The following is a 12,139-nucleotide window of genomic DNA, read 5'->3' on the forward strand; positions in this document are numbered from 1 at the left end:
TGGGCGGCCTTGTCTGCGCCGCAGAGACCGGGATCGGCGCGAGTAACAGGGCGAGGGCAAGCAGTCGCATCGCAAGAGACTGGCACAGCCCCGCGCGCGGTCAATCGACGAAAGCTGACCTGCCCGCTAACGTTGCGGGATGACCTATGACCTTCTCATCGCCGGTGGCGGCATCAATGGGTGCGCCATTGCGCGTGAGGCAGCGCTGCTGGGGCTGAAGGTGCTGCTGGTCGAGCGCGATAGCCTGGCCGCGCACACCTCCTCGGCGTCGAGCAAGCTGATCCATGGTGGGCTGCGCTACCTCGAAACCTATGAGTTCCGGCTGGTCCGTGAAGCTCTGGTCGAGCGCGAGCGGATGCTCGCCGCCGCGCCGCATCTGATCCGCCCGATGGCGTTCGTCCTGCCGCACGCGCATGCCGTCCGCCCCCGCTGGATGATCCGCGCAGGACTCTGGCTCTACGACCTGCTCGGGCTCGGCTCGTCGCTCCCCCGATCGCGCGTGCTGGGCCGCGACGATCCCCGCCTCGCCCCGCTGGCACCCGACAGCAGCGGATTTCTTTACTGGGACGCACAGGTCGACGATGCCGCGCTGGTCCGCGCCAACGCCGCTGACGCCCTCGCGAACGGCGCGGAGGTCGCAACGGGCGTCGCAGTGACCGGCGCGCAACGGACCGGGATGGGCTGGGACGTCGCTCTCTCCGACGGGCGCACGATCAACGCGCGCGGATTCGTCAACGCCGCGGGGCCGTGGGTGCTGGAACTGCTCAAGACGATCGGCATAGAGACCGCCAGCGACCTGCGGCTGGTCAAGGGCAGCCACATCACCGTGCCCGCTCTTTGGGACGGGGACCACGCCTATATCCTGCAGCAACCCGACCGCCGCGTCGTCTTCGCCGCGCCATGGCAGGGCAAGACGATGATCGGCACGACCGACGTGCCGGTGCAACACCCCGGCGATGCAGGCATCGACGCGGGCGAGATCGCCTATCTCTGCGCCGCAGCGAATCGCTATTTCAGGCGGCAGATCGGACCGGCTGACATCACCGGCAGCTGGTCGGGCATCCGTGCGCTTTACGACGATGGAGCCGGAGAGGCGCGCACCGTGACACGCGACTATCATCTCGAACTCGATTTACGCGGCGCGCCGGTCCTGTCCGTCTTCGGAGGCAAGATCACCACCGCCCGCGCGCTCGCCGAGCACGTAATGGCGAAGCTTGCCCCAGAACTCGGCTACACTGCGCGCCCGGTCACACGCGACCGGAGGCTTCCTCAGCCATAGGCGATCCACCGTCCCATCGTCCCCGCGGCGAGCCACAGCAGGAGCGACACGACCGCCATCAGTCGCGCCGCCGTCGGCACCTCTCCCGACCACCCCGCTACCCGGTCGCCCCAGATGAGCCGGAACGCCACCGCGTTGACCAGTGCCAGAGCGATCAGCACCAGCTTGCGGAAGAAGATGTCGGACGTCGCCAGCGCGCGCCCGTCCGCCGCGAACAGGACGATGCCGCTCGCAGTCATCACCGCCAGCCCGGCGATCGCCACGGGGGTCAGCGCGCGCGACAGCGGCGCGATCGGAAGTGCGCGCCACAGCCCGGCGATGCGCAGATCGACCACGCCGATCCCGCCGACCAGCATGACGAGTCCCAGCAAATGCAGCGTATTGGCAATCGGATAGACCAACGCCGATCCGCGCGCCCAGCCAGCGATTCCCACTGCATCGAGCCACGCGGCGGCGCTCAGCAACAGGCTTTCCAACCGCCTCGCCTCAGCGCAGTTCGACGGTCTTGCTGCCGACCATGACCCGCTCGATCCGCATCTCGGCGGTGCCGTCGCGGCGGGCATAGCCGGTCAGGCGGACGCGCTTGCCCGGCTCGACCTCGGCTTTGCTCAGCCCGCGCGCTTCCATCCGCGATACCGGTGCCAGGATCACGTCCCAGCTCTTGCCCTTCCACTTGATCTTCGCAGTCCCGTGCGGGTTACCCCAATTGAGCTCGGTAAAGCTGGTGGTCAGCGTCAGCGGCTTGGCCTCGTCATAGGACGACCAGCCATGATGCGCGGCCGCCGGCACCGCAACGGCCAGCGCGGCGACGGCGATCAGCGTGAGTGAACGCATGCGAGTTCTCCCGGATCGTGGATGCAATAGCATACGCACGAACCGGGAGAGGGTTCAAATCAATAGGCGCGCGCGACCAGAATCCGCTCGACCGCCGGCTTGCCGGTAAACACGCACGCGCCATCCGCCGGCGCTGCGTCGAGCGGCACGTTGCGGAAGGTGAGCTTGAGCGCCTTGATCCGCTCGACCACCGCGTCGAGCTCCGCCCCCTCGGGCCGCGCCCACTGCACCTCGACCCAGCCGGGATATTTTCCCGACCCTTCGAAATGCGCCTTGAGCGCATCGAAGCTGTCGACCCCGCGCACGATATTGCCGTCCAGCCGTGCGCGCGCATCGGCGTGCAGCCCGGCCTGGATTTCCTCCAGCAGCGCCGCGGCTGAAGCAACGAAGTCGCCCTTCGCCACCACCGCACTGTCGAGCTTGCCGTCCTCGCGGTACAACCGGTCGCGGCGGATCACCGAGACATTGCCGCCCGCCATGTCGCGCCCGCCGACTTCGATCACCACCGGCGCGCCCTTCTTGACCCAGCCCCAGCGCTTGGTCGCGGCCTTGGCGGGACGCGCGTCGCACAGCGCGCGCACCGGCTCGCCCAGCGACGACAGCTTCGCCAGTTCGGCCTGCAACCCCTTGCAGTAATCGAGCAGCGCGGCGTCCTCGTCGGTGTCGCGCAGCATCGGCACGATCACGATCTGCCACGGTGCGACGCGCGGCGGCACGCGCAGGCCGTCATCGTCGCCATGCACCATGATCAGCCCGCCGATCATCCGCGTCGACATGCCCCAGCTGGTCGTCTGCGCCAGCTCCTGCACGCCTTCCGAATTCTGGAACTTGATGTTCTGCGCCGACGAGAAGGTGGTGCCCAGGAAGTGCGACGTGCCCGCCTGAAGCGCCTTGCCGTCCTGCATCATCGCCTCGATGCTGTAGGTCGCGACCGCGCCGGGGAAGCGCTCATTCTCCGGCTTCTCGCCCGCAATCACCGGCATCGCGACGCATTCCTCGGCGAAGCTGCGATAGACCTCCAGCATCTTCATCGTCTCTTCGCGCGCTTCGGCGACCGTGGCGTGCGCGGTATGCCCCTCCTGCCACAGGAACTCGGCGGTGCGCAGGAACATGCGCGTGCGCATCTCCCAACGGACGACATTGGCCCATTGGTTGATGAGGACGGGCAGGTCGCGCCACGACTGGACCCAGCGGCTGAACGCCGCGCCGATCACCGTCTCGCTCGTCGGGCGCACGACCAGCGGCTCCTCCAGCTTCGCATCGGGATCGGGCACCAGCCGCCCGTCCTTCTGGATCAGCCGGTGATGCGTGACGACCGCCATTTCCTTGGCGAACCCGTCGACATGCTCGGCCTCCTTCTCGAAGTAGGACAGCGGGATGAACAGCGGGAAATAGCAATTGTCATGCCCCGTCGCCTTGATGCGATCGTCGAGCAGCCGCTGGATGCGCTCCCAGATGCCATAGCCCCATGGCCGGATGACCATGCACCCACGCACGCCGCTCTCCTCGGCCATATCGGCTTCGGTGATGACGGCCTGATACCAGGCGGCGAAGTCCGCTTCGCGGGTGACGTTGAGTGCGCGTTTGATCATGGAAGCGCGATTAGCGTGCGAATCGGGACCCGTCACGCCCCTTCGCGGGTTGCCCCGCGCGGCCTCGCCCCCTAGGCATTCGCGGGTGCAAAGTGATCGCGTACTGACCGGCCTCGGCCTGCGCCTCGTCGCCATCCTCATGCTCTCGACGATGGGCGCGCTGATCAAGCTGGTCGAGATGCGCGGCGCACACCTCGCCGAGATCCTGCTGTTCCGTCAGCTGTTCGCCATTCCCTTCATCCTCGCCTGGATCGCCGCCGGCGCTGGACTCGCCTCCATCCGCACCGAACGCTTCGGGCTGCATCTCAACCGCACCGTGATCGGCCTGACCGGCATGGTGTTCAATTTCGGCGCGGTGCTCCTATTACCGCTGGCCGAGGCGACGACGCTCTCATTCACCGCACCGATCTTTGCGACGATCCTGGGCGCGCTGATTCTGCGGGAACCGACCGGCTGGCGGCGCTGGGGCGCGGTGCTGGCCGGGTTCGTCGGTGTGCTGATCGTGACCCAGCCGGGCGACGGCCACATTCCGCTGACCGGCGCGCTGGTGGGGCTGACCGCCGCCTTCTTCGTCGCGCTGATCGCAATCCAGCTGCGTCACATGGGCAAGACCGAAAGTCCCGCCACCACAGTCTTCTGGTTCTCGACCCTGTCGGTCCCCCCGCTCGCGATTGGCTATGTCTTTTTCGCGCAGATGCACGACTGGCAGACCTTCGCGATGCTGATCGGCATCGGCCTGGTCGGCGGCGCGGGACAGCTCGCGCTCACCGCGGCATTGCGCTTCGCCCCCGTCTCCGCAGTGGTGCCGATGGATTATTCCAGCCTGATCTGGTCGACGCTCTACGGCTATATTCTGTTCAGCGTGCTACCCGGCCTGTGGACCTGGGTCGGTGCGCCGATCATCGTCGCCAGCGGCCTCTACATCGCCTGGCGCGAGCAACGGCTCGGCCTCGCCCGCCGTACCAGTCCAGTCGAAGCGCCAGGCGAAGATGCCGATGCTGATGGGGAGCGTGGCGTAAAGGGTGGGCGCGAGCGGAGCTAGGCTCCGCACCATCGCCAGCGCAGTTGACGCCAGCCCGGTCAGCGCCAGGATCAACCAGATCCAGACCTGCCCGATCGCCTCGCGCCGCTCCTCCAGATCGATGTCCTGCCGCCGCAGCACGTCGCGAAACAGCAGCGCGGTGATCGCCGACATGGCGGTGAACCCCATGCCATAGACGGTGAACAGCCGCCCCAGACTCCCGCGAAACCCGGCAAGATCGCCCGCCAGAAACGCCGCGAACGACACCGACATCGCGCGCAGCGGCACGACATAGATCAGCACGGTGAAGATCAGCAGCAGCGTCAGCAGCAGCGACCGCCCGTCCCCCTGCCCCGCGCAGCCGCCGCCACCGCACATGCGACCACCAGAACAGCGCCATGATCGCAAAACCGATGACGAAACTGGGGATCGCCGCGACCGCGCTTTCCAGCGTCCCGCCGTCTGCCGCCGATCCTCCGGCGCCGACCACCATCAGCGTGATCGCGAATGCGAACGCCGCATCGGTGAAATTGTCGATGCGTCCAGTCTCGCGTTCGGTCATCGGCGGTACACCAGCAGGATATTGTTCGCGGGCATCTCGACCAGCCGGTCGAACCGCAACCCGCGCGCCGCCGCCGCCCCGGTCACATCGGCAACGTCACGCAGCCCCCAGCACGGATCGCGTGCCCTGAGCGAGGCATCGAACGCTTCGTTCGACGGCGCAGTCGGCACATCGGCGCGGCGATAGGGTCCATAAAGGATCAACGGCCCGCCCACCGGCAACAACCGCGCCGCGCCGTCGAGCAACCCCAGCGTCGCCGCCCACGGGCTGATATGCACCATGTTGATGCACAGGATCGCATCCGCCGCACCGATTGGCCACTCCGGTGCTGCCGCATCGATCGCCAGCGGCGACGCGACATTGGCCAGCCCCGCGCACCATGAAGCGATCGACGCGCGCCCATCCGGGTCGGGATCGCTCGGCACGAAGCTCAGCGTCGGAAAGCGCCCGGCAAAGAACGCCGCATGCTCCCCGCTCCCGCTCGCCACCTCCAGCACACTGCCCGCGTCCGGCAGCAACTCCGCCAGCTCCGTCGCGATCGCCTCCCGGTTGCGCAGCGTCGCTGGCGCATGCTTGCGCACATCGCCGCGATCCTCGGCCACGATCCACGGCGTCGCATCGCTCATTGCGCGAACAGCTCCAGGAATTTGAGCGCCAGCGGACTCTTCTCCACCTCCGCCACCTGCACGCGGTTGCCCCAGTGTAACCCGTCGGTATTGCCCTGCAGCACCAGCGTCAGCTTCTTCTCCGGCACCTTGAGCAACAGCCCGGCATAGGCTTCGGGCCACCAGCCGCCATGCCACACCAGCCGCTGCCCCCGCCAACGCTGCGTCCACCAGCCATAGGCATAGCTTGCCTCGCGCCCGTCGGGATCGATCGCCGGGGTCCACATCTGGGTCAGCAAGCGGCGCGGCAGGATCCGTTCCTGATCGAGCGCGATCGAGTAAAGCGCCAGGCTGCGCGCGCTCGCGATGATCCCGCTCGATGCATTCATTTCGGGATTGGGCAGCGGCGTCGGTTGCAACCGGTCGGCCTCCACCTCGGGCGCGACGGTGCGGAATGGCGGCGCAAGGTTGACCAGCGCCAGCCCGCCCTCGGGATCACGCCAGCCGGCCGCGATATCCTTCAGCCCCGCCTTGTCGATCACGTACCGCCGCACCCATTGGTCGAACGGCTTGCCCGTCTTCTCCTCGACCCAGTTCGCCAGCCGCCCGAACACGATCGGATTGTACAGGAAATTGGTCCCCGGCTTGCCCAGCACGCGCATCTGCAGCACGTCGCGCAAGGTCAGCGTGGCCGAACAATCGATCTTCGGCGGCGTATATCCATCAGCGAGCGTCTTGCCGCCGCCGAACATGTTTCCGCTCTTCACCAGCCACGCACAGCGGTCCTTCCAGTCCGACAGCGTCGTGAACGGGTCGTCCAGGTCGATCACCCCGTCCGCATCCATCGCGATCAGCGTGGCGGCGGAAAAGGTCTTGGTGATCGACGCGACGAGGTAGCTGGTATCGGCGGTGGTCGGCTCCTCGGCATCGTGGTCCTGCCAGCCGACGCCCTCCGCCGCGATAATCCTGTCGCCCTTCGCGATCGCCCAGGACAGGCTGAGCACATGATGCTCGGCGCGATACGCCTTCACCGCCGCGGTAAATTCGGCGATCTTGGCCGCATCGTCCCGCGGTGCGGGCTGCGCCTGCGCCAGGACGGGCAGGCTCAACGCCGCCAGCGCAAGAAGCACGTTGCGAATCATCGGGTTTCTCCCTCGAAACCCGACGCTAATCCCCTGAGGCTCCGCGTCAAAGCGGAGAGGTCAGCGCGGCGCGCAGGCCGAACGGTCGCCGGCCTTGCACCGCGCGACCTTTGCCTCCCATTCGGCGCGCACCCGGGCAGCCTCCGCCTCGCGCCGCGCCACATCCGCGCGCCACGCCGCCATCCGCGCCTCATGCTCGGCCTTTTGCCGGGCGACATAGAGGTCGTAATCGGCCTTGCGGTCGAGATTGGTCTTGGCGACGCGATCCGCCTCGGCCTGATCGCGCTGCTTCTGCTGGTCGTACATCCGCTGCGCCGCGATCCGGTCGGCGTCGGCTTCCTCGCGCGAGATGCGCGGATCATGGGTTTGTGCGGTGACCGGCGCGGCGATGGCCAGCGCGAGCAGCAGTGCAAAGGATCGCATCGATCGTCTCCCCCAGCGGCACGGGTCGCACCCGCCCCTATTGCACCAAGGCTATCGCGAAACCCCGCCCCGCGAAACTGACGAAATCGGTTCAGCGCCGCTGCGGGGCATAGCGGATGCGCGCCACCCCCTCCGCCTCGACCGGCATGAACAGCCCCTGCCCGGTCGCGCGGATCGTGCCGTTGGTGACGCGGCGGATCTGCGCCGACAGCAGGAAATCGCCCTCGCGCCGCTCAGCCACCGCGCGCCGCGCCGCCGCCAGCACGCGCGCATAATCCTTCGCGAAATCATGGCTCAGCGCGTCGCGGATCGTCGCCAGCACCTGCGCGTCGGCGAACAAAGGCACCAGCAGATTGACCGCACGGCTATCCGTCCCGGTCGCGATGCTGAGGTCGCGGACCTTCACCAGCTGCGACCCCGGGTCGTTGTACGGCGTCCCCCACAACCACACCACGCCATGCGCCGCGCCGAACGGCGTGTTGCGCGCATCCGCCTGCGCCGTCACCCCCACCGCCAGCCGACCGCCATCGGTGGCATAGACCGTCACCTTGCCGAACTTGGCGTCGATCGGCCCGATCCCCTCCAAGCTCACGCCCTTGCGCGCCAGCTTGGTCAGCGCGCGCTCGACCACCGGCTCCAGCTGCGCATAATCGGCGAGCACCGGGATGAAGAAGCGCAGCCCCCGGTCGCCGATCCGCCCCGCACCGGCGGGCAGCGCCGTCGCGGCGGGATCGCTCGGCCGGTCGCCGATAAACGTCTCGGTCAGCGCCTCCGCCGCCAGCGTCAGCTCCAGCGTGCGTCCCTGCACGCGATACCCGCCAAAGCCCATCCGCTGCGGCGTGACCCGCATCCACGCCGGCGGCTTGTCGCGGTTGAGCTCGATCGACGTAAAGCCCTGCCGCCACAGCGCGTCCAGTTCGCTGCGCAGGTGCAACCGCGACAGGATGCCGGGCAGCTGCCGCTCCAGCCCCGCGATCACCGGGGCCAGCTTCGCATCGGCCTTGTCGGTAAAGCGGATGCGGCGCCCCAGCACGTCGATCCCGGGCGCCTTGGTCCAGCCATAATCGATCTCGACCCGCGCGGTCGGCGACCAGTCGCGCTTGAGGTCGAGCCGCACCCGCGCGCGCACATCCGCCGCGCCGGTCGCGGTCTCCTGACGGATCACCCCGCCCAGGTCGCGCACCTGCACCGTGGCGCGCACCGGCATGTGCAGCATCAGCGTCTCGCCGCTCCCGCTCAGCCGGATCGGCCCGCGCCGCGCATTGCCGACGATGCGGCACGCAATGTCGGGGGTAACCTTGGTCCGCTGCAGCCCGAACTTGCACCCGACCTTGCGGCACTTGCCATTGACGCATTCGCGCTTGGGCACCGGGCAGATCGTCACCCGCTGGCCGGGAATGCACCTCGCCTCGCGCTGGTCGATCTGCCACAGCGTCGCCGGGACGGCGCGGTTCAGCTCCGCCTCGATCAGGTCGAGGCTGGTGGTCATCGGCACGACGATCGTCGATGCGTGCGACGGCAGCTCGGCTGCAGCGGTCAGCTGCGGCGGCGCGGGGTTGACCATCGGCGCGGTGCGGTCGCCGAGGAACCACCACAATGCCCCGCCCGCAGCGGCCAGCAACAGGACGAGCGCGGCGACCGCCCCTGCCAGCCGCCATCGCCGTCCTGTCGCCATTGTGCCTCGCTATTCGGCCGCCTGTGCAGCCCCCGATACTTGGGCCGGTTCCTTCCATACCAGCACCGGCTTGCGCGCGGCCAGCGTCTCGTCGAGGCGACGGCGCGGCGCGAAGTGCGGCGCGGTCTTGAGCGCTGCGTCGCCCGCCTTGGCGCGCTGTGCGACCGACCGGAACGCACCGATAAACTGGTCCAGCGCCGCCTTGCTCTCGGTCTCGGTCGGCTCGACCAGCATCGCGCCATGCACGACCAGCGGGAAATAGACCGTCATCGGGTGGAAGCCCTCGTCGATCAGTCCCTTGGCGATGTCGAGCGTCGAGAACCCTTCGGCCAGCCCACGGTCGCTGAAGATCGCCTCATGCATGCACGGCCCGCTATTCGCGAAGGGCGCGTCGAGCACGTCCTCCAGACTGCGCAGGACATAGTTGGCGTTGAGGACGCTGTCCTCAGCCACTTGGCGAAGTCCGTCCGCGCCGTGCGACAGGATATAGGTCAGCGCGCGCGTGAACATGCCCATCTGGCCGTGGAACGAGACCATGCGGCCAAAGCTGGAGCCGTGATGCTCACCCGCGGTTTCCTCTTCGACCAGCACGAAGCGGCCATCCTGCTGCTCGACGAACGGCAGCGGTGCGAAGGGCGCCAGCGCTTCCGACAGCACCACCGGCCCCGAACCCGGGCCACCGCCGCCATGCGGGGTGGAAAAGGTCTTGTGCAGGTTGATGTGCATCGCATCGACGCCAAGGTCGCCGGGGCGCACCTTGCCGACGATCGCGTTGAAGTTTGCGCCGTCGCAATAGACGTACCCGCCGGCGGCATGGACCGCGTCGCTGATTGTCTTGAGATCGCGCTCGAACAGGCCGCAGGTATTGGGGTTGGTGATCATCACCCCCGCCACGTCCGGCCCCAGCCGCGCTGTGAGCGCCGCGACATCGACGCGCCCGTCCGGAGTCGCCGGAATATCCTCGACCGTGAAGCCCGCGAACGCCGCCGTCGCCGGGTTGGTGCCGTGCGCGCTTTCGGGGACCAGCACCACGCGGCGATCCTCGCCCCGTGCTTCCAGCGCTGCCTTGATCGCCAGGATGCCGCACAGCTCGCCATGCGCGCCCGCCTTGGGCGACATCGCCACGGCCTTCATCCCGGTCAGCGTGACCAGCCAGTGCGCCAGCTGATCGATAACCTCCAGCGCGCCCTGCACCGTATCGACCGGCTGAAGCGGGTGGATGTCGGCAAAGCCCGGCAGCCGCGCCATCCGCTCGTTGAGGCGCGGATTATGCTTCATCGTGCAACTGCCCAGCGGGAAGAAGCCGAGGTCGATCCCGTAATTCTGGCGCGACAGGCGGGTGTAATGACGCACCGCCTCCGGTTCGCTCAGGCCGGGGAGACCGATATCCTTGTTGCGATTCAAACCGCCAAGGCGATCCTGATAAGCACCGCGTCCTGCTTCAAAATCAAAATCGACACCCGTGGTGCTGAGCGAACCGATCTCGAAGATCAGCGGTTCATCAAGCATCAGGGCGCGGTTGCCGGTAAAGGTGGCGGCCGCCTCGCCCTCGACTGCGTTCATTTCGGGGCGCCAGCCAGACTGGTTGATCGTGCTCATGCCAGCACCTCCTCAAGCGCGGCGGCAAGCGTCTCGACGTCCTCCGCCGTGGTGGTTTCGGTGACCGCGACAACGAGGCCGTTGGCCAGCGCGTCCTCACCCGGATACAGGCGGCCCAGCGAGACGCCGGCAAGGATGCCCTTGTCGGCAAGTTCGCGCACGACCGGGCGGGCTTCCTTGCTCAGCTCCAGCGTGAACTCATTAAAGAATGTCGGCGTCACCAACTCGACCCCCGGCACCTTGGCCAAGCGATCAGCGGCCGTCGTTGCGCCGACATGGTTCACGGTTGCGAGATTGCGCAGCCCTGCCTCGCCCAGCAGAGTCATGTGGATCGACCATGCAAGCGCGCACAACACGGACGAAGTGCAGATGTTCGACGTCGCCTTCTCGCGCCGGATATGCTGCTCGCGGGTCGACAGCGTCAGCACGAAGCCGCGCTTGCCCTCGGCATCCACCGTCTCACCGGTCAGCCGCCCCGGCATCTGGCGGACGTACTTTTCCTTGCAGCCGAACAGGCCGACATAGGGGCCGCCGAACTGCAGCCCGACGCCGATCGACTGGCCCTCGCCGACGACGATGTCCGCGCCCATTTCGCCCGGCGACTTGATCGCGCCCAGCGCCACCGGCTCGGTCACCACCGCAACCAGCAGCGCCTTCTTCGCCTGGCACGCCGCGGCAAGGTCGGACAGGTCGGAAATGCGACCGAGAATGTCGGGATATTGCACCACGACGCACGAGGTGTCGTCGTCGATCAGGTCGATCAGCTTCGCCGTATCCGGCTCGGCGGTCAGCTCGGGCGTCGCGGTGACCAGCGTGTCGCCGGTGTACTTGGCCATGGTGTTGGCGACCGAAACATAATGCGGGTGCAGCCCGCCCGACAGGATCGCCTTGGCGCGCTTGGTGATGCGCCGCGCCATGCCGATCGCCTCCCAGCACGCGGTCGATCCGTCATACATCGACGCATTGGCGACATCGGTGCCCAGCAAGCGCGCGACCTGGGTCTGGAACTCGAACATCACCTGCAGCGTGCCCTGCGCGATCTCGGGCTGATAGGGCGTATAGGCGGTCAGGAACTCGCCGCGCTGGATGATGTGATCGACGCTCGCCGGCACATGGTGGCGATACGCCCCGCACCCGATGAAGAAGGGCGCCGCCCCCGCCGACAGGTTCTTGCCCGCCAGCTTCGACATGTGCCGCTCGACCGCCAGCTCGCTGGCATGCATCGGCAGCCCCGCGACCGGCCCGGTCAGCCGCGCGCTTTCGGGGACATCGGCGAACAGATCGTCGATCGTCGCGGCATTGACCGCGGCGAGCATCGCCTGCCGGTCGGACGGGGTAAGGGGAAGGTAGCGCATTCCAGACAGTCTCCCCCCTCCCTGCAAGGGAGGGGCCGGGGGTGGGTCAGCG

At 67.7% G+C, this 12,139-nt stretch carries 11 protein-coding genes and 1 pseudogene; 2 read left to right on the forward strand and 10 right to left on the reverse strand.

Annotation, left to right across the window (positions count from 1 at the left end):
• Positions 1-139 precede the first annotated feature (139 nt).
• Entirely contained in the window at positions 140-1,279 is a 1,140-nt protein-coding gene (gene glpD, locus LRS08_RS03035; protein ID WP_257844962.1) for a glycerol-3-phosphate dehydrogenase, read from the forward strand.
• Here the strand turns inward: glpD and LRS08_RS03040 are convergent.
• From LRS08_RS03040 to LRS08_RS03050, 3 genes are read right to left on the reverse strand one after another with little or no spacing between them, the layout of a single operon-like run.
• Positions 1,270-1,755: a DUF6644 family protein gene (locus LRS08_RS03040; protein WP_257844961.1), complete on the reverse strand. Its 486-nt coding sequence runs from the start codon at positions 1,753-1,755 to the stop codon at positions 1,270-1,272. The genes glpD and LRS08_RS03040 overlap by 10 nt on opposite strands.
• A gap of 10 nt (positions 1,756-1,765) precedes the next feature.
• Positions 1,766-2,113, reverse strand: coding sequence for a DUF6152 family protein (locus LRS08_RS03045; RefSeq protein WP_257844960.1), 348 nt, complete (start codon positions 2,111-2,113; stop codon positions 1,766-1,768).
• A 59-nt stretch (positions 2,114-2,172) separates the two neighbouring features.
• A complete protein-coding gene (locus LRS08_RS03050) occupies positions 2,173-3,705 on the reverse strand; it encodes a proline--tRNA ligase (protein WP_257844959.1) in 1,533 nt (510 codons plus the stop codon).
• 85 nt (positions 3,706-3,790) lie between these two features.
• Here LRS08_RS03050 and LRS08_RS03055 point away from each other — a divergent pair, with 85 nt between their 5' ends.
• Positions 3,791-4,747, forward strand: a complete 957-nt coding sequence (locus LRS08_RS03055) for a DMT family transporter (RefSeq protein ID WP_257844958.1) — start codon at positions 3,791-3,793, stop codon at positions 4,745-4,747.
• A gap of 403 nt (positions 4,748-5,150) precedes the next feature.
• On the opposite strand, the pseudogene LRS08_RS20185 reads toward LRS08_RS03055, so the two are convergent.
• The 7 genes and pseudogenes from LRS08_RS20185 to gcvPA form a co-directional block, all read right to left on the reverse strand.
• Positions 5,151-5,288 (reverse strand): annotated as a pseudogene (locus LRS08_RS20185) (hypothetical protein); the annotation flags it as partial.
• Entirely contained in the window at positions 5,285-5,914 is a 630-nt protein-coding gene (locus LRS08_RS03060) for a class I SAM-dependent methyltransferase (RefSeq protein ID WP_257844957.1), read from the reverse strand. The pseudogene LRS08_RS20185 and the gene LRS08_RS03060, both read right to left, overlap by 4 nt.
• The gene (locus tag LRS08_RS03065) at positions 5,911-7,035 is read right to left on the reverse strand and encodes a serine hydrolase (protein ID WP_257844956.1); all 1,125 of its coding nucleotides are present in this window, start codon (positions 7,033-7,035) and stop codon (positions 5,911-5,913) included. Before LRS08_RS03065 ends, LRS08_RS03060 begins: the two co-directional genes overlap by 4 nt.
• 60 nt (positions 7,036-7,095) lie before the next feature.
• Positions 7,096-7,458: a hypothetical protein gene (locus LRS08_RS03070; RefSeq protein WP_257844955.1), complete on the reverse strand. Its 363-nt coding sequence runs from the start codon at positions 7,456-7,458 to the stop codon at positions 7,096-7,098.
• A gap of 91 nt (positions 7,459-7,549) precedes the next feature.
• The gene (locus LRS08_RS03075; protein WP_260481319.1) at positions 7,550-9,133 is read right to left on the reverse strand and encodes a DUF4403 family protein; all 1,584 of its coding nucleotides are present in this window, start codon (positions 9,131-9,133) and stop codon (positions 7,550-7,552) included.
• A gap of 9 nt (positions 9,134-9,142) precedes the next feature.
• A complete protein-coding gene (gcvPB, locus tag LRS08_RS03080) occupies positions 9,143-10,732 on the reverse strand; it encodes an aminomethyl-transferring glycine dehydrogenase subunit GcvPB (RefSeq protein ID WP_257844952.1) in 1,590 nt (529 codons plus the stop codon).
• A complete protein-coding gene (gene gcvPA / locus LRS08_RS03085) occupies positions 10,729-12,087 on the reverse strand; it encodes an aminomethyl-transferring glycine dehydrogenase subunit GcvPA (protein WP_257844951.1) in 1,359 nt (452 codons plus the stop codon). Before gcvPA ends, gcvPB begins: the two co-directional genes overlap by 4 nt.
• Positions 12,088-12,139: the final 52 nt, after the last annotated feature.

The sequence above is a fragment of the Sphingomonas sp. J315 genome, assembly GCF_024666595.1.
Classification (GTDB): Bacteria; Pseudomonadota; Alphaproteobacteria; order Sphingomonadales; family Sphingomonadaceae; genus Sphingomonas.